The sequence below is a fragment of the Streptomyces sp. NPDC018000 genome (assembly GCF_044328025.1).
Lineage (GTDB): Bacteria > Actinomycetota > Actinomycetes > Streptomycetales > Streptomycetaceae > Streptomyces.
In genome coordinates, this window is the sequence record NZ_JBIRGM010000004.1 from 93,071 (window position 1) to 109,986 (window position 16,916).

At 69.5% G+C, this 16,916-nt stretch carries 15 protein-coding genes; 5 read left to right on the forward strand and 10 right to left on the reverse strand.

Annotated features, from left to right (window positions below):
- Positions 1-61 precede the first annotated feature (61 nt).
- The 3 genes from ACH4EW_RS12145 to pcaC are packed head-to-tail and all read right to left on the reverse strand — an operon-like array spanning position 62 to position 2,851.
- Positions 62-841 (reverse strand): exodeoxyribonuclease III, encoded by a 780-nt coding sequence (locus tag ACH4EW_RS12145; RefSeq protein WP_398254978.1) that lies wholly within the window; start codon positions 839-841, stop codon positions 62-64.
- A 48-nt stretch (positions 842-889) separates the two neighbouring features.
- Entirely contained in the window at positions 890-1,546 is a 657-nt protein-coding gene (locus ACH4EW_RS12150) for an MBL fold metallo-hydrolase (protein ID WP_398254981.1), read from the reverse strand.
- A 12-nt stretch (positions 1,547-1,558) separates the two neighbouring features.
- A complete protein-coding gene (pcaC, locus tag ACH4EW_RS12155) occupies positions 1,559-2,851 on the reverse strand; it encodes a 4-carboxymuconolactone decarboxylase (protein WP_398254983.1) in 1,293 nt (430 codons plus the stop codon).
- A 256-nt stretch (positions 2,852-3,107) separates the two neighbouring features.
- Here pcaC and ACH4EW_RS12160 point away from each other — a divergent pair, with 256 nt between their 5' ends.
- The 4 genes from ACH4EW_RS12160 to ACH4EW_RS12175 all read left to right on the forward strand — a co-directional run bounded on the left by ACH4EW_RS12160 (position 3,108) and on the right by ACH4EW_RS12175 (position 8,701).
- On the forward strand, positions 3,108-3,713 hold the full coding sequence (locus ACH4EW_RS12160; protein ID WP_398254986.1) for a hypothetical protein: 606 nt from the start codon (positions 3,108-3,110) through the stop codon (positions 3,711-3,713).
- A 25-nt stretch (positions 3,714-3,738) separates the two neighbouring features.
- Complete coding sequence (locus ACH4EW_RS12165; protein ID WP_398254988.1) at positions 3,739-6,141, forward strand: glycoside hydrolase family 65 protein; 2,403 nt, start codon at positions 3,739-3,741, stop codon at positions 6,139-6,141.
- Positions 6,142-6,254: 113 nt separating this feature from the next.
- Complete coding sequence (locus tag ACH4EW_RS12170) at positions 6,255-7,787, forward strand: ATP-binding protein (protein ID WP_398254990.1); 1,533 nt, start codon at positions 6,255-6,257, stop codon at positions 7,785-7,787.
- 239 nt (positions 7,788-8,026) lie between these two features.
- Positions 8,027-8,701, forward strand: a complete 675-nt coding sequence (locus ACH4EW_RS12175) for a CBS domain-containing protein (RefSeq protein WP_398254992.1) — start codon at positions 8,027-8,029, stop codon at positions 8,699-8,701.
- Positions 8,702-8,814: 113 nt separating this feature from the next.
- Here the strand turns inward: ACH4EW_RS12175 and ACH4EW_RS12180 are convergent, their stop codons facing one another.
- From ACH4EW_RS12180 to ACH4EW_RS12210, 7 genes are all read right to left on the reverse strand, one after another.
- The gene (locus ACH4EW_RS12180) at positions 8,815-9,495 is read right to left on the reverse strand and encodes a helix-turn-helix domain-containing protein (protein ID WP_398254994.1); all 681 of its coding nucleotides are present in this window, start codon (positions 9,493-9,495) and stop codon (positions 8,815-8,817) included.
- A gap of 346 nt (positions 9,496-9,841) precedes the next feature.
- Positions 9,842-10,432, reverse strand: coding sequence for a hypothetical protein (locus ACH4EW_RS12185; RefSeq protein WP_398254997.1), 591 nt, complete (start codon positions 10,430-10,432; stop codon positions 9,842-9,844).
- A gap of 14 nt (positions 10,433-10,446) precedes the next feature.
- Complete coding sequence (locus ACH4EW_RS12190; RefSeq protein ID WP_398254999.1) at positions 10,447-11,610, reverse strand: ROK family glucokinase; 1,164 nt, start codon at positions 11,608-11,610, stop codon at positions 10,447-10,449.
- A 133-nt stretch (positions 11,611-11,743) separates the two neighbouring features.
- Positions 11,744-12,604 carry an ATP-binding cassette domain-containing protein gene (locus ACH4EW_RS12195; protein WP_398255002.1) on the reverse strand — a complete coding sequence of 287 codons (861 nt, stop codon included), beginning with the start codon at positions 12,602-12,604 and terminating at the stop codon, positions 11,744-11,746.
- Positions 12,601-13,653, reverse strand: coding sequence for an ABC transporter permease (locus ACH4EW_RS12200; protein WP_398255005.1), 1,053 nt, complete (start codon positions 13,651-13,653; stop codon positions 12,601-12,603). The genes ACH4EW_RS12195 and ACH4EW_RS12200 overlap by 4 nt, the downstream gene beginning before the upstream one ends.
- Positions 13,650-14,633, reverse strand: a complete 984-nt coding sequence (locus tag ACH4EW_RS12205; RefSeq protein ID WP_398255007.1) for a sugar ABC transporter substrate-binding protein — start codon at positions 14,631-14,633, stop codon at positions 13,650-13,652. Before ACH4EW_RS12205 ends, ACH4EW_RS12200 begins: the two co-directional genes overlap by 4 nt.
- 330 nt (positions 14,634-14,963) lie before the next feature.
- Complete coding sequence (locus ACH4EW_RS12210) at positions 14,964-15,743, reverse strand: GntR family transcriptional regulator (RefSeq protein WP_398255010.1); 780 nt, start codon at positions 15,741-15,743, stop codon at positions 14,964-14,966.
- 115 nt (positions 15,744-15,858) lie between these two features.
- Here ACH4EW_RS12210 and ACH4EW_RS12215 point away from each other — a divergent pair, with 115 nt between their 5' ends.
- On the forward strand, positions 15,859-16,896 hold the full coding sequence (locus ACH4EW_RS12215; RefSeq protein WP_398255013.1) for a Gfo/Idh/MocA family oxidoreductase: 1,038 nt from the start codon (positions 15,859-15,861) through the stop codon (positions 16,894-16,896).
- The last annotated feature ends 20 nt before the right edge of the window (positions 16,897-16,916 follow it).

Consider the following 16,916-nt stretch of genomic DNA (forward strand, 5'->3'; position numbering starts at 1 on the left):
GACCTACCGGCACATGGGGGCTCCGGGTGCGGAGGCGGAAGCCCGGCGGCGGAGCGGACCGTCAGAGATCGAGGTCCACGACCACCGGGGCGTGGTCGGACGCACCCTTGCCCTTGCGCTCCTCGCGGTCCACATAGCTGTCCTTGACCGCCGAGACGAAGGGCGCGTTGCCGTAGACGAGATCGATCCGCATGCCCTTGTTTTTCGGGAAGCGCAGCTCCCGGTAGTCCCAGAAGGTATACGGGCGGTCGTACTTGAGCGGGCGCGGCATGACGTCGGCCAGCCCCTCATGGCGCAGTGCGGCGAGGGCGGCGCGCTCGGCGGGGGTGACATGGGTCGCGCCCTCGAACAGCGCCGGATCCCAGACGTCCTCGTCGGTCGGGGCCACATTGAAGTCGCCCAGGACCGCAAACGGCTGCGAACCGGCGGCGTCCGCGGCAACGGCCTTCTGCAGGGCATCGAACCAGCGCAGCTTGTACGCGTAGTGCGCGTGCTCGACCTCCCTGCCGTTGGGCACGTACACCGACCAGAGGCGGACCGGGCCGCAGGTCGCGGAGATCGCCCGGGGCTCCTGCACACCTTCGTACTCGGGGCCGCCGGGCAGCCCCTCGACGATGTCGGACAGGCCAGCCCGGGAGACCAGCGCGACCCCGTTCCACCGGCCGGTGGCGTTGACCGCGGACTCGTAGCCGAGCTCCCGGAGCTCGTCCGCCGGGAACTGCTCGGCCGTGCACTTGGTCTCCTGAATGCACAGCACATCCGTGCCGGTGCTCTCCAGCCAGGTCAGCAGCCGCGGGAGCCGGGCAGTGATCGAATTGACGTTCCAGGTGGCGATGCGCATATACGTAAACCTAGCGGCTCCCACTGACACTCGCCGGACCGGCGGTGGTCACAGGCCGGTCGAGTCCCCCGGGGCCAGCCGGCCGTGGTCGGTGCCGCCGAGGCTGCCGATCTGCGTGTCGTAGATCGGGCGGGCGAGATCGGTGAGCAGGGCGTCGTGGACGTCGATGGCGCGGCGCGGTTTGACCTCGCGTACGTAGTCGATGACCTCGGAGATCTTGTTCCAGGGGGCCATCACCGGGAGCATCAGCGTGTCGACCGGCTGGTCGGGGACGGTGAGCGCGTCGCCCGGGTGGAAGACCGAACCGTCCACCAGGAAGCCGATGTTGGTGATCCGCGGAATGTCCGGGTGGATCACCGCGTGCAGCTCGCCGTGCACCTGTACGTCGAAGCCCGCCGCGGAGAAGGTGTCGCCGTGGCCGACGGTGTGGACACGGCCGGGGAAGGCCGCGGAGAGCTGGTCGGCGACGCTGCGCAAGGTCCAGATCTCGGCGGCCGGGTCGGCCTCCATACCGGCACGCAGCCGCTCCTCGTTGAAGTGGTCCAGGTGCTCGTGCGTCACCAGCATCACGTCGGCGCCGACGGCGGCGTCCTGCTCGGAGAAGCCACCCGGGTCGATGACGAGTGTCCGACCGTCCTTCTCCAGACGGATACAGGAGTGCGTCTTCTTGGTCAGTGTCAGGTGCACGGGGTTCACAGCGTTCATGGGCCCATCCTTCTACGGGCGGGGCGTGGTTTCTTCCTGAATCACGGTCTGGGCGATCGAGAAGGCGGCGCTCGCGGCCGGCACTCCGCAGTACACGGCGGTCTGCATCAGCACCTCCTTGATCTCGGCCGGGGTGACGCCGCCTCGCAGCGCGGCCCTGACATGCACGGCCAGGCTTTCCAGACGGCCGGAGGCGACCAGCGCGCTGAGCGCGACGCAGCTGCGGACGCGGCGGTCCAGGCCTTCCCGGGTCCAGACCTCGCCCCAGGCGTAGCGCGTGACCAGCTCCTGGAAGTCGCCGGTGAAATCGTCGGAGGCGGCCATGGCCTGGTCCACATGGGCATTGCCCAGCACCTCGCGGCGCATCTTCATGCCGGGCTCGTACGGGTCGGTGCGTCCGGTGGTCCCGGTCTCGGGCCGCGGTGTGGCGGCGGTGATCTCCGCGACGGGCAGCACAGGGGTGGAGATCTGCGGGGTGGAGACCTGCGGGGCGGAGGGCGCGACGGGGATGGCGGCGAGTGTGTCCGGCCAGGCCGAGGAGAAGTGGGTGAGAAGCAGATCGGTGACGGCTCCTGGCTGCTCGACCGGGACGAGGTGGGAGGCGCCGGGGACGAGGGCGAGCCGGGCGTCCGGTATGCCCGCGACCAGGGTGCGGGCGTCGCCCGGTCCGGTGACCCGGTCCTCGGCGCCGACCAGTACGAGGGTGGGGGCGGTGATGCGGCCGAGTTCGCCGCGGATGTCGAAAGTGGCGAGGGCTTCGCAGGCTGCGATGTAACAGCCGGGGTCGGTGGTGCGGACCATCTGGACGGCCCACTCGACGATGGCCGGCTGGGCGGCGGCGAAACCGGGGGTGAACCAGCGTTCCGGTGCGGTGCGGGCCATCGGCTCCAGGCCGTTGGTACGGACGACCACCCCGCGCTGGCGGAACTCGTCGGCGCTGCCGAACCGGGGCGAGGCGGCGACCAGGGCCAGCGAGGCGACCCGGTGCGGGTGGCGCAGCGCGAGGTCGGCGCCGATCGCGCCGCCGATGGAGCAGCCCACGTACCCGAAGCGCTGGACGCCGAGCCCGTCGAGGGTGGCGAGCAGCCGATCGGAGAGTTCGGTGACGGCGGTCGCGGGGTGGGCGGGGGCGCCGCCATGACCGGGGAGGTCGAAGCGGAAGACTCTCCAGTGCCGGGTGAGCTCCGGTATCTGTCGGTCCCACATGTGCCATGAAGTACCGAGGGAGGGGCCGATCACCAGGGCCGGTGCGTCCTGGGGCCCGTCAAAGCGGTATTGCAGGGTTTCAGTCGTCGTCTCACTCACCCGCCCACGCTCCCATATCTCGCAATTCCTCAAGGGAGGGGGTGGGGCCACTCGCGCGTGCTCCTCGTGCTCTCCGCCGTGTGCCGCTCGGCGTTGCACGGCGCTTGGGCCGACCGGCCTGGTCTCGCGCCCCGCCCAGCCCATGCCGGGAGCCGTGCGATGTGCAGAGGATGGTGGTAGGCGCTTCTGCCCGCACGCTTCACCCTGCGACGCACTGCGGGCACGCTCCGTTGCGGCAGGGGAAGGAGGCCGGACCATGGCTGAGGAAACGCGCCCCGGAGAAGGACAGGGACACGGCGTGCCCAGTACGCGCAGGCTGCCGATCCGGACCTCGGATCGTATCCAGCGCTGGGGCAGGGTGGTTCTGGCCGTGGTCTTCTTGCTGGCGGCACCGCTGGCATCGGCCACCGCCGGCCGTGCCGTGCATGACGCCGAGACACATCGTCTCCACACGCTCCCCCATGTGAGGAAGGTGGAGGCGCGCCTGATTTCCGGCACGGGCGTCCCCGCCGCAGCCGCGGTAGGACAGACAACGGTGCGTGCACCCGTCCGGTGGACACAGCCCGACGGAACCGAGCGCACGGCAGTGGTCAGTGTCCGGGCGGGCAGCCCGGCCGGCGCGTCCGTACCGATCTGGACCACTGCTCAAGGCGTGATCACCAGCAGCGCACCCCCGACGCCCGGTCAGGCCGTTGCATCCGCATGGCTGACGGCAGCAGGGACCTTCGCAGTGGTGACCGGACTTTTCGTCGCAGTGTGGAAAGCCTTCACGAAGCTGGTGGACAGGCTCAGGTACATGGGGTGGGAGAAGGAGTGGGACGAGGTGGAGGGCGAACTTTCCCAGCAATTCCGGGACCGGTAGCGCCGGAGCACCGCGGAGAGTGGACATGGGCACGAAATGGACTTGGGACTTCGGCGGCTACGACCCCAGGAAGGAGCGTACTGTCGAGGCTCTGTGCACCCTCGGCAACGGAAGGTTCGCCACCCGGGGAGCCACACCCGAGTCAGCGGCCGGCGTGGCCCACTACCCAGGTACGTACGCTGCCGGGTGTTCCGACCGGCTCTCCTCGAGCATCGCAGGACAACAGGTCTGCAACGAGGACTTGGTCAACCTCCCCGACTGGTCGCGGCTGCGCTACCGCTGCCTCCCGGACGACGGACCGGCAGGGCGGTGGCTCACACCCGACGACCCGAGTCTGCGGCACTGCGGTGTCTCGCTCGACCTGCGAGGCGGCGTTCTCACTCGCCACTTCTTCTTCCAGGACGGTCACGGCCGCCGACTCGGCGTCACCCACACCAGGCTCGTCCACATGGGTGATCCGTATCTCGCCGTCCAGAGGACCGCTTTCCACGTGTACGGCTGGAGCGGGGCGATCGAGATCGAGTCCGTCATCGACGGCAGCGTCACCAACGCCGGCGTCGAGCGTTACCGCGGCCTGGAAGGCCACCACCTCACCGGCCACCGTGCCGGGGCGGGGACGGACGGCGTGGCCTGGCTGTCCTGCCGGACCCGTTCGTCCCGGATCCGGATCGCCATCGCCGTCAGGACGTCGTCGCGGCCACTCGTCGCCGTGGGAGCGAGCTGCACGCAGACCGAAACGGCCCAGAGATTCAGACTGCCGGTCTCCCGCGGGCATTCCGCGGCCGTCGTGAAGTGCGCCGCCTTGTACACATCGCTGGACCGGCCTCCGGGCGATCCCCTCTCACTTGCCGTCGAGCACGTGTCACAAGCGCCGGCGTTCGCTGAACTGCTCGCTTCTCACCGTGCCGCTTGGGAACATCTGTGGAGACAGGGCGAACTGAAGGTGCCCGGCGAATCGGGTCGCATCCTTCGGCTTCATCTCTTCCACGTCCTGCAGACCCTTTCCCCGCACACGGCCGAACTGGACGTGGGAGTGCCCGCCAGGGGCTTGCACGGCGAGGCCTACCGAGGGCATGTCTTCTGGGACGAGCTGTTCGTGCTGCCGTACCTCACCCTGCACTTTCCGGAGGTGGCGCGTGGCCTGCTCATGTACCGCCACCGCCGCTTGCCCGCAGCCCGTACCGCGGCCCGGCGGGCAGACCTTCGAGGAGCGATGTTCCCCTGGCAGAGCGGCAGCTCGGGCAAGGAGGAGACGCAGGCATTGCACCTCAATCCCCGATCGGGCCGTTGGCTGCCCGACCACTCGCACTTGCAGCGCCACGTCGGATCGGCCATCGCCTGGAACATCTGGCGATATGGGCAGAGCACCGGCGACACCGGGTTCATCCAAGGACCGGGGGCCGAGCTGTTGCTCGACATCGCCCGCTACTGGGGCGCCGCCGCCACGTACGACGCCGATCGCGACCGTTACCGCATCCGTGGTGTGGTGGGCCCCGACGAATACCACGACGCCTACCCCGAGGCCGCTGCCCCCGGGGTCGACGACAACGCGTACACCAACGTGACGGCCGCCTGGACGCTCGCACGCGCACGTGAGGTGTTCGACGGACTGCCTGCGACCCGTCGGCGGGAGCTGGCTGAGCGGCTCGGCCTGGACGACGAAACACTGAGCCGCTGGGAGGTCGTCTCACGACGCGTGTACGTGCCGTTCCACGGCGGCGTCATCAGCCAGTTCGAGGGCTATGGCGAACTGGCCGAACTGGACTGGGATGCCTATCGCACCCGGTACTGCGACATCCGCCGCCTCGACCGGATCCTGGAGTCCGAGGGAGACACGGTCAACCGGTATCAGGCATCCAAGCAGGCCGACACACTCATGCTCGGCTATCTCTTCCGCCCCGCCGAGCTACGGGCACTCTTCGAAAGTCTCGGATACCGGCTCGATGACGAGGTGTGGCGCAGGACGGTCAGCTACTACCTGGCCCGTACCAGCCACGGTTCGACTCTCAGCAGCCTGGTGCACGGCTGGGTGCTCGCCCGTGAGGGAGGTCCGGACGCCTGGCGTTACTGCGAGGAAGCCCTGCTCAGCGATGTGGCGGACATTCAGGGCGGCACCACCGGCGAGGGCATACACCTCGGTGCCATGGCCGGAACCCTCGAACTCGTCGAACGGGGCTTCGCGGGGCTGGAGGCAGGCCCGGACGGACTCCGCCTCGACCCCGCACCGCTCCGAGAGATGCCACGCTGCACGTTCACGTTCTGCTACCACGGGCACCGGGACATCCGGGTCCGCCTCCTTCCGGGCCGGTTGGGAATTCGTGTCCCGCCCGCCCGGTTCGCTCCCCCTCTGCGCGTGTGTCTGCCGGGTGAGCGGCTGGTGACCGTGGCCGCGGGGGAACAACGCTGGTTCCGTCTGTCCGGGCGCTGACCTCTTGCGGATTCCGCGCGGCCCGCCACGGCACGAGGGCCGGCAGCGCGCGCGCCCGAGGGCCACGAGTCCGAGAATGAAATAGCCCTCAGCCGGTTGTGGAGGTGCATGGTGTGAAGGCCGTACATGGGCAGCAACAGACCTCTGTCGAGGACCCTCCTGAACGTTCGGCCAAGCCCGATCGTCTCTTCGACAGGGAGGACGAATGGGAAGCTTTGATGGCCTTCGCGGGCGATCCGCATCCGGGAGTCGGGCTGGGCGTCGTCATGGGGCGGCCGCGCCAGGGCAAGACGCTCCTGATGGAATCGGTGGCACAGGCCACGGGCGGGTTCTATTTCTGTGGACAGCAAGCCACCGAAGCCGAGTCCTTGCGCAGGGTGGGCGAGGAGTACGCGTGCTACCGGCGGGTCGCACAGCCCAGCCACTGGCGTGATTGGAAGGAATGTCTCGACACCTTGCTGGCGTTGGGTGACACCAGGCCGCTGCCCGTGGTCATCGACTCGTTCCCCGACCTCGTCGCGGCGAGCCCGGCCCTGCCGTCCGTCATCCACGGCGCCCTCCGCCACCGTGACAGAGCGCCGCTGAAGAACCGTGCTCGACTGCTGCTCGGCGGCGAGACCGCACCGGTCATGACCCGGCTGTTCGCCTCCTCTTCGCCGTTGCGCGCCCTTGCCGCGCTGAAACTCGACATCCAGCCCCTGGATTTTCGCGCAGCGGCACAACTGTGGGGCATCGACGACCCGAGGCTCGCCTTTCTTGTCTACACGGTCGTCGGCGGGACGCCCGCCTACCGGCACGACTACGTGGGCGACGACGTTCCCGTCGACAGTGACGACTTCGATGCCTGGGTCTGCCGCACCGTCCTCAATCCGTGCACGCCGCTGTTCCACGAAGCCCGCCATCTGCTCGACGAGGAGACCGGGCCATGGGACCGCGGGGCTTGTCACTCCGTACTCGCCGCCCTGGCCAGAGGCTGCACGACCCATGGCGAAATCGCCACATTCCTGGGACAGCAGCTCACCGACGCCTCACGCGCCCTCTCCCTCCTCCGCGACCACGGCCTGCTCCAGTCGCAGACGGACGGACTCCAGCCGGGGATCACGCGTCACCACATCGCGGACCCGCTCCTTGCCTTCGAGCACGCCGTGGCGCGCCCGCGCAGGGCCGCTCTCGAACAGAGTGACGCCGAGACGGTGTGGGAAGACGCGCGAACCGATTTCAACACTCGCGTAGCCGGTCCCCGGTTCGCCCAGGTCTGCCGGGACTGGGCGGCCCGCTTCGCCGACTGGGCCACCCCCGGCTCTGATCATGGCACGGCGTCGTACGGCTCCCTCAGCGACCCGTCGGCGGCCGCCGGCCTTGACGCCGAGGTCGTGGTCCGCCAAGGGGACGACCACATGAGAGGTCCCCTTCTGTCGGTGGGGCTGGCGCGATGGCACACCGGCATGGACATCCACCATCTGCAGCACCTGAGGCGCGTACTGGACGCACTCGGTTCCCGTGAGGACCTCAGCCGAGCCCGTCCGGCCCTCTACGGTGCCTCGGGATTCAGCCCCGACCTGCATGCGGCGAACGCTCGCGGTGAGGTCATGCTCGTTGACCTCGAACGCCTGTACAGGGGCGCTCAGGGCGTGCTTCGAAAGTAGCGTCGTCCGCCCGCAGGGCGGGGCCGGGAACCGGCACCTGTCGCCGGCCCGGGCGGCGAGCCGAGTTCGCAGGACCGTCACCTTTTCCTCATGATGTTGCTGTGCTCGAACTGCCACGCGCGGCGTGCCGCCGCACGGGGAGCGAAAGACAGACCCGCGGGGTCCGGCCGGCCGGTTTCAGTCCCGCCGGTTCCCCGAATGACCACTTCTGACCGTCACACCCCGAAGGGGGAAGTCACATGCATCACCGAACGGTCGCAGAGCTCATGACCCGGGATGTCGTCCGGGCACGGCGTGACCTGCCGTTCAAGGAGATCGTCAAGCTGCTGGCGGAGAGCGACGTCACCGCCGTACCCGTGGTGGACGAGCTGGACCGTCCCATGGGGGTGGTCTCCGAGGCCGACCTGCTGCGCAAGTGTTCCGACCAGGCCGACCCGTCCGGCCTGACACCGATCCCGCACATGGAGGCGTGGGAGCGGGCCAAGGCCGAGGGCGCCAGAGCGGAGGAGCTGATGTCGGCTCCCGCGGTGTGCGCGCGCCCGGAATGGACCGTGGTCGAGGCGGCCCGCCTCATGGAAGTGCAGAACGTCAAACGCCTGCCCGTCGTGGACGAGACGGACAAACTGCTGGGCATCGTCAGCCGCAGCGACCTGCTCCGGGTCTTCCTGCGCCACGACGATGCCATCCGTGAGGAAATCAACCGGGACGTGCTGCAGCAGACGATGGGACTCGATCCCTCAGCGGTGACGGCCGAGGTCCGGCAGGGGCAGGTCGTGCTCAGCGGCCCCGTCGAGTTCAAGAGCCTGATTCCCATCATCGAACGGCTGTGCCGGAGCGTCGACGGTGTGGTGTCCGTCACCGAGCACCTGGCCTACCGGACCGACGACGTCGGGAGTTCCACCACCGGGACGTGAGGCTGCCATGCCGCCGGCCCTCTGCCGGATCAGGCGTCCGCGGCGCTGCGTGCCGGCACGAGAGGTGTGCGGACGGCGGGACGACGGTCGCCGGACGGCGGCACGCAGCAGGTTCAGCGCTGCACCACGCGACGGCCTGTGACCCGGGTGGGTGTAACCGTCATCCAGTGGGTACGTGAACCGCCTGCCCAGGGAAGGGAACGGGCAACGAGGTCCAGTCGCCGGATGGCCGCGTCGTCCGTGATCGCGGTTGCCCTGCCCACCGCCATCACACTCCAGCCCTTGCTCATTGCGTCGTCGATGTGATCGACCTCGAATGCCACCTCGGTCCCCGCAGCCGCGGCGAGAAGCCCGTCGGCGGTGGTCCGGAACGCGATGTCGTCGCCCGCCACCACGTAGTTGACCGGGAAGACGGCAGGCCCCTGCGACGTGACGAACGCGATCCTGCCCACTCCGTGCGTCGAAACCGATCGCCGGCACTCCTCGTGGCTCATCGCGACCAGTCGGGCATGGGGCAGCGCCACGCCCGGGCCGGGGGGACGCTCGACCGTGGTGCCGGCCAGCTCGGCCACAGTCGTCTCCAGCGCGTCCGCGAGCCCGACAAGAGCACGGACGTCCGGTATGGCTGCCCGTTCTTCCAGGTAGGCGATGTACGAGGCAGCGGCGCCGGAGCGCTCGGCCAGTTCCTCACGGGTGAGGCCGAGCTCCTGGCGCCGCGCAGCCACTCGGCGCCCGAGGTCGCTCTGGCCGGCCGGTGCGCCGGTCGGCGGGGGTGTGGGCATGTTCTCGCCCATGGTCCTCACGTCCTCTTGGTCACTGTCGGTCGCAGATGGTGACGGCATTGTGCCGCGGGCCAAGTGCTGCGGTGAGGTGCTCGACAAGACGTTCGGGCCCGGCGCGCCATGGAAGGCGAGTGCCTTCATGACATCGCCCTTACGACCTCACCCAGTACAGGTCACTGCCAGACTGTCCCGGCATGAGCCCGCTGCGCATGGGCCGGATGGCCCCCGGCCAGGACCTGGCGGGTCCATCCCGGCCGCGTCGCGGCGGGGAGAGCGAGACACACGGCCTGCCCCGGGCCGGGACGCCCACGGCGTCGCTCACTTGCTCCAGTTCAGTGAGCGGTCTACCGGCTTCCGGTCAGGGCGTCGCCGCAGATACGACATATACGACAGGGTTCATCGGATCGGACATGTTCACGGTGATGTCCTGGGTGGGCCGCGGGTCCTCGTTGGTGTGCGTGGTGCCCGCCCACTCGACGCCGGGGCCGAAGCTCCAGCCCGAGACCTGCTGGTCGCGGTCGCTGATGGTGACCTTGCCGGTCTCCAGGGCGGCACGGCCGCTGCCCATCCGGCTCAGGAACCGGTCGAGCCCGGCGGACGTGGTGCGGAACTCCACGTACAGCCGGCTGGCCTTCCAGTTGTTGGTCTCGTAGTACTGCACGTCCAGGGCATTGCCGGGCATCGGCAGCTCGTAGATCCGGCGCTGCATCCGGGACGGCCAGCCCTCCCTGAGCCCCTGCGCGGAGGCCTCGGCCTCCTTGTTCTGGCCGGAGCGGCGACTCTGCCCCGCGGAGATCAGCAGATAGCCGGCCGGAATGCCGATGAGCAACACGATGATCGTCGCAGTGATCAGGCGGCGGCGGATCAACCGGCGCCGGTCCTGCGGCGGCTTGTCGTCGTCGGGCGGCGAGGACTGGCGCGGCAGGACGGGGTGCTCGGCTGTGGTCATTTCTCCGGAGATCCCTAGGGGGTGCGAGTGTTGCGCGTGTTACGGATGGTGCTCGCGGCCTGGTCGTAGATCTGCGCGTACCGCTCGTGCCGCTCGACGCGGCGACGGTTGGTACGGCGGAACCTGCGGGCCACCAGCCGGGCCAGGTCCGCGGCGCCGACCATACCTGCCTCCGGGCCGAGCTGCGCCTTTGTGATCCGGGCCTCGGGCCGGTAGCCGCGGCCGGTGAGGTGGCGTTTGAAGGCATCCCTGGCGGGGCCGATCAGCAGGTCGTCGGCGGCGCTGACACCGCCTCCGATGACGAAGCAGGAGGGGTCGAGCGCGGCGGCCAGATTGGCGATGCCGACGCCGAGCCACTGACCGATGTCCTGGAGGAGCTCGACACACATCGCATCGCCCTCGCGGGCCAGTTCGGTGATCAGGGGCCCGGTGATGTCGGGGATGTTCCCCTTGACCCGCTCGATGATGCCGTACGCCACCGGGGAGTCGGCCGCGGCCAGTTCCTTGGCCTCGCGGACCAGGGCGTTGCCCGAGCTGTACTGCTCCCAGCAGCCGCGGTTCCCGCAGGGGCAGCGGTGCCCGCCGGGCACCACCTGCATGTGGCCGAACTCACCGGCGACGCCGTACTTGCCGCGCTTTACCTGACCGTCCTCCAGGATCGCGCCGCCGATACCCGTACCGAGCGTGATCATGACGAGATGGTCCTCGCCACGGCCCGCTCCGAAGCGCCACTCCGCCCAAGCGGCGGTGTTGGCGTCGTTGTCGACCATGACGGGGACGACGAGGCGGGAAGCGAGGGCGTCGCGGAGCGGTTCGTCGCGCCAGGCGAGGTGCGGGGCGAAGAGCACCTTGGAGCGGTCCGCGTCGACCCAGCCTGCCGCTCCGATGCCGACGGCGTGCACATCGTGCCGGTCGGAGAGGTCCAGGACCAGCTCGACGATGGTGTCCTCGACGACCTTGGGGCTCTTGGACTTGTCCGGAGTCTCGGTGCGCAACTGCTCCAGGATGTTGCCGTCGGCGTCGACGACGCCGGCCATCACCTTCGTACCCCCGATGTCGATGCCGACGGTGGGTACCCGCGGCGCCGTGAGGTGCGAGCGCCGTTCCCGGGTGCCCACGGTCCGCAGGACGGTAGCGCGGGCGGAGCCGCGGTGGGTGAAGTCGCGGTACGTGCTCATCGTCCCTGCGGGGTCTGGGGGGCCGGGGGCGGTGCTCCCGGCGGCGGACTGCGCCCGTCGGGCTCGATTCTGCCACTGCCGGGACACCGCGGCTGGCGTACCGGGTTCCTGAGGGCCCGGTATCGGCCCGGGGCTACTGGGGGTCGTCGGCGACCGGCCGGCCGCCGAGACGGGTCGGACCGGGGGCCCGCTCCAGCTCGTGGCTGAGTTCCTCCAGCTCGCTGCCGCCCGCCATTTGGCGGGTCAGCTCGTCCAGCGTGATGCTCGCCCTGGTGTGGCTGCCGGACATGGCGCCCCGCTTGAGCAGGACGAACCGGTCGCCGACGAGATACGCGTGGTGCGGGTTGTGCGTGATGAGGACCACGCCGAGACCCGCGTCGCGGGCGGCAGCGACGTACTTGAGGACGACCCCGGACTGCTTGACGCCGAGCGCGGCGGTGGGCTCGTCCAGGACGAGGACCTTGGCGCCGAAGTAGACGGCCCGCGCGATGGCGACGCACTGACGCTCGCCGCCGGAGAGCGTGCCGATCGGCTGGTCGACGTCGCGCAGGTCGATGCCCATGCGCAGCAGCTCGGAGCGGGTCGTCTCGCGCATCAGCCGCACATCGAGGCGCTTGAAGGGGCCCGCGCCGGTGGTCGGCTCGGAGCCGAGGAAGAAGTTCCGCCAGACCGGCATCAGGGGGACGACGGCCAGGTCCTGGTAGACCGTGGCGATGCCGCGGTCGAGGGCGTCGCGCGGGTTGACCAGGGTGGTCTCCTCGCCGTCGATGAGGAAGGTCCCCGCGTCATGCCGGTGCAGCCCCGCGATGATCTTGATCAGGGTGGACTTTCCGGCGCCGTTGTCGCCGAGCACGCAGGAGATCTCCCCCGCGTGCACCTCCAGCGAGACATCCGTCAGGGCCTTGATGTTGCCGTAGTACTTGCTGACGTGGTCCAGCTCGACGAGCGCCCGGTGGGACGTCTCCCGGCCGGCCGGTGCCTGGGGGGCCGTCATTTCGTCGCCTCCGCGCGCTTGCGTACCCATGCGTTGAGCAGGGTGGCCAGGAGCAGCATGGCTCCGAGGAAGAACTTGAACCAGTCCGGGTTCCACTCCGCGTACACGATGCCCTTGCTGGTCATGCCGAAGATGAAGGCACCGACCGCGGAGCCGATCGCGGAGCCGTAGCCGCCGGTGATCAGACAGCCGCCGATGACGGCCGCGATGATGTAGATCAGCTCGTTGCCGACGCCCTCGCCGGACTGCACCACGTCGAACGAGAACAGCAGGTGCTGCCCGGAGACCCAGGCCGCGAAGGCGACCCCGAGGTAGAGCCCGATCTTGGTACGGATCACCGGGACGCCGACCGCGCGGGCCGCGTCGGCGTCGCCGCCGACCGCGAAGATCCAGTTGCCGAAGCGGGTGCGGAGCAGGATCCAGGTGGCGATCGCGACGAGTACGGCCCACCACAGAATGGTGACCTTGAGTTCGACGCCGCCGATGGTCCACTGCGAGGCGAAGACCTGACGGGCCGAGTCGAAGCCCTCCATGTCACTGATGGACTTCGTCGACACGGTCCCGCTGATCAGCTTGGTGAGGCCCAGATTGAGCCCGGTCAGCATCAGGAACGTACCGAGCGTGATGATGAAGCTCGGCAGTTTGGTCCGTGTCAGCATGAAGCCGTTGAACGCCCCGATGGCCAGCGTGACCAGCAACGACACAAAGACGCCGACCCAGACGTTGGCCGTCATCTGATAGCTGAACATCGACGAGATCAGCGCGGAGCTGGTGACCAGCACACCGGCGGAGAGGTCGAACTCGCCGCCGATCATCAGCAGTGCCACGGGCGCGGCCATGATCCCGATGGTGGAGGCCGCGTACAGCACCGTGCCGAAGCTGGAGGCGCGCAGGAAACTGTCGGCGACGATCGAGAAGAAGATGAAGACGGCCGCGGCACCGACCACCGAGCCGAGCTCGGGGCGGCCGAGGAGCCTACGCAGCGGCGAGGTGCGCAGCAGCCGCTCATCGGCGCCGACCGGGGCGGACGGCCTTGCAACCGTGCTCATCGGGTCCCCCGCTTCGTGTACTCCGCGAGCTCGGCGGCGTCCTTCGAGGTGATGATCTGCGGGCCGGTGAGGACCGGACGTCCGCCGCCGAGCGCATTGCCGTTGAACCGGTTCAGCCAGAGCAGGTCCACGGCCTCGTACCCCTGGAGGTAGGGCTGCTGGTCGACCGCGAAGCCGAGGGTCTCGTCCTGGAGGGCCGTGGCGACCTTGGCGTTCAGGTCGAAGGTGTCGATCTCGGCCTTGCTGCCCGCGGTCTTCTTCGCCTTGACGGCGGCGTCCGCGAAGGGCGCCCCGAGGGTGACGACCGCGTCGATGTCCTTGTCGGACTGCAGCTTGGCCTCGATGGACGCCTGGACGTCGGGCATGTTGGTGCCTTCGACGTACAGGTTCTGCATCTGCCCGTCGAACGTCTTCTTCGCTCCGGCGCAGCGCTGCTCATGGCCCACGTTGCCCTGCTCGTGCAGGATGCACAGGGCCTTCTTGCGGCCCCGCGCGTTGAGCTCGTCGCCGACGGCCTCACCGGCGATCGACTCGTCCTGGCCGACATGGGTGAGCGCGCCGAACTGCTTGGACTCGGCGGAGCCCGAGTTCACCGTGATCACCGGGATACCGGCCTTGGTGGCCTTGGCGACGACGTCCTTCATCGCGTCAGGCTTGGCGAGTGTGACGATCAGCCCGTCGACCTTCTGGTCGATGGCGGCCTGGACGAGCTGGGCCTGCTCCTGCGCCTCGTCGCTGTGCGAGTACAGAAACTTGACGTTGTCCTTGGCGGCCGCCTGCTCGGCGCCCCGCTGGACGATGTCCCAGAAGGTGTCGCCGTCGCCCGAGTGGGTGACCATGGCGAAGGTCCAGCGGGGCGTGTTCACCGCGGACCGGCCTTCGGCTGCGGCCCGGGCCGCGCGCTCCTCCGCCTGCTTGCCGCCGGTGCTGCTGCATCCCACGAGGGAAGCCCCGAGCACCACCGCAAGCACGGCGCCCATCGCACGTACCCCTGTCCGAACCCTTGCCACGACGCCGTGCCCTTCTTGTGCTGCTCGCTGTACTGCTTGGTGGGGCCGGGGACGGATCACCCCCTGCCCGGCTGGCCAAGTATCCCCGAGCCGCCGACGGAGCCGCCCGGCAGGGGCGAGGCACATGAGTCTGCACCGGGTGAGAGCGACAGCGATGCCGATGGCGGCGACGGTGATCAGGGCTGCTGCCTTGCGAGAGGTACGCATGGTGGGTCCGCCTTCTCTCCCGGCCGCCCGAGTGCGGCTGGGGGAGTTCTAGCGGTGGGTGTACGAGACGTCAACGGGGCCGCGTGGCCGTCGTCACCGTACGAGCAGCTGGAAATCGAAGGAGTAGCGCGAGGCCCGGTAGATGTGGGAGCCGAACTCGACCGCCCGCCCGGTGTCGTCGAAGGTGGTGCGCTCCATCGTCAGCAGCGCGGCGCCCTCGGCCTCGGCGAGTCCGGCCGCCTCGGCGGCGGTGGCGAGCCGGGCGCCGACGGTCTGGCGGGCACTGTGCAGGCTGATGCCCGCGCTGCGCATCATCCGGTAGAGGCCGGTGGTTTCCAGCCGTTCGGTGTCCAGGTCGATGAGCCCGACGGGCAGATGGTTGCGCAGGAGTGCCAGCGGCTCGTCGTGCGCGTACCGCAGCCGCTCGACAAGGTGAACGTCGGTGCCTTCCGCGACTCCGAGTGCGTCGGCGACGGAGGCGTCGGCGGGCTCGACGGTGTTGCGCAGGACGCGGGTCGTGGGGTGCCCGCCGGCGGCCTCCAGGTCGTCGTAGAGGCTGCTCAGTTCGAGCGGGCGCCTGACCCCGCTGCGCACGACCTGGGTACCGACGCCGCGGCGACGGACCATCAGCCCCTTGTCGACCAGTGACTGGATGGCCTGGCGGACGGTGGGCCGGGACAGGCCGAGCCGGGCCGCGAGTTCGATCTCGTTGCCGAGGAGGCTGCCGGGGGCGAGCCGGCCCTGCTCGACGGCCGCTTCCAGCTGCTGGGCCAGCTGGTAGTACAGGGGGACCGGACTGGAGCGGTCCACGCCGAGTTCAAGTGCGGCGGGGTCGGTGGTGGGTCTGGGCACGCGTGGAGGGTATCCCCACATCAGAACCTCCGGTAGTCAGGTCGTTCTGTTGTCCGGACAGCATGAATACCGAACATCCCTCTATTTGTCATGACATATAGTTGACAGCGCAGCCGGTGGGCGGCACGTTGGGTCCATGCGTATCGGACTCATCGGCACCGGCCGGATCGGTTCCTTCCACGCGGGCGTGCTGGCCCGCCATCCCGAGGTGGACACCCTGGTGGTGACGGACACCGACCGGGCGCGGGCGGCCGAGGTCGCAGAGCGCATCGGCGCGACGGCCGCGGACAGTGCCGCCGAGGTGTTCGGCGCGGGGGTGGACGCCGTGGTGATCGCCTCGGCCACTTCGGCGCACACGGAACTGATCGGGCAGGCCGCACAGGCGGGACTGCCCGCGTTCTGCGAGAAGCCGATCGCACTGGACCTGCCGGGGACACTGAGCGCGCTGTGCGAGGTCGAAAGGGCAGGGAGCGTTCTCCAACTGGGCTTCATGCGCAGATTCGACGCGGGGTACACGGCGGCGCGCACCGCCGTGCGGGCGGGGCGGCTGGGCAGACTGCACACCGTACGGGCGATGACGATGGACCCCGCACCTCCGCCCGCCGCGTATCTGCCGCTCTCCGGAGGGCTGTACCGGGACTGTCTGGTCCATGACTTCGACATGCTGCGGTGGGTGACGGGCCGCGAGGTGACCGAGGTGTACGCCGCGGGATCGGATGCCGGGCCCGAGATGTTCCGGGTGGCCGGCGACATCGACACGGCGGCGGCCCTGCTGACCCTCGACGACGGCACCCTGGCCACGGCGACGGCCACTCGCTGCAACGGCGCCGGTTACGACGTACGGATGGAACTGGCGGGCGAGCTGGACCAGATCACGGTCGGCCTGGACGACCGTACGCCGGTCACCTCGGCGGAGCCGCAGGGCCCCGCCGCACCGCTCAGCCCCTGGCCGGGCTTCCTGGAGCGGTTCGCCCCGGCGTACGAGGCGGAACTGGACGCGTTCGTACGGGTGGTGCGAGGCGAACTGCCCAATCCGTGCGACGGGCGGGAAGCCTGGTACGCGCTGCTGATCGCGGAGGCGTGCGAGGTGTCCGGCCGGGAGCGGCGCCCCGTGGAGATCGCGGAGATCGCCGACAGAGCCGCCGCCCGGTCCGGCGCTCGCGCCACGGGATGAACTGCCGTTGTCGGCCCCCA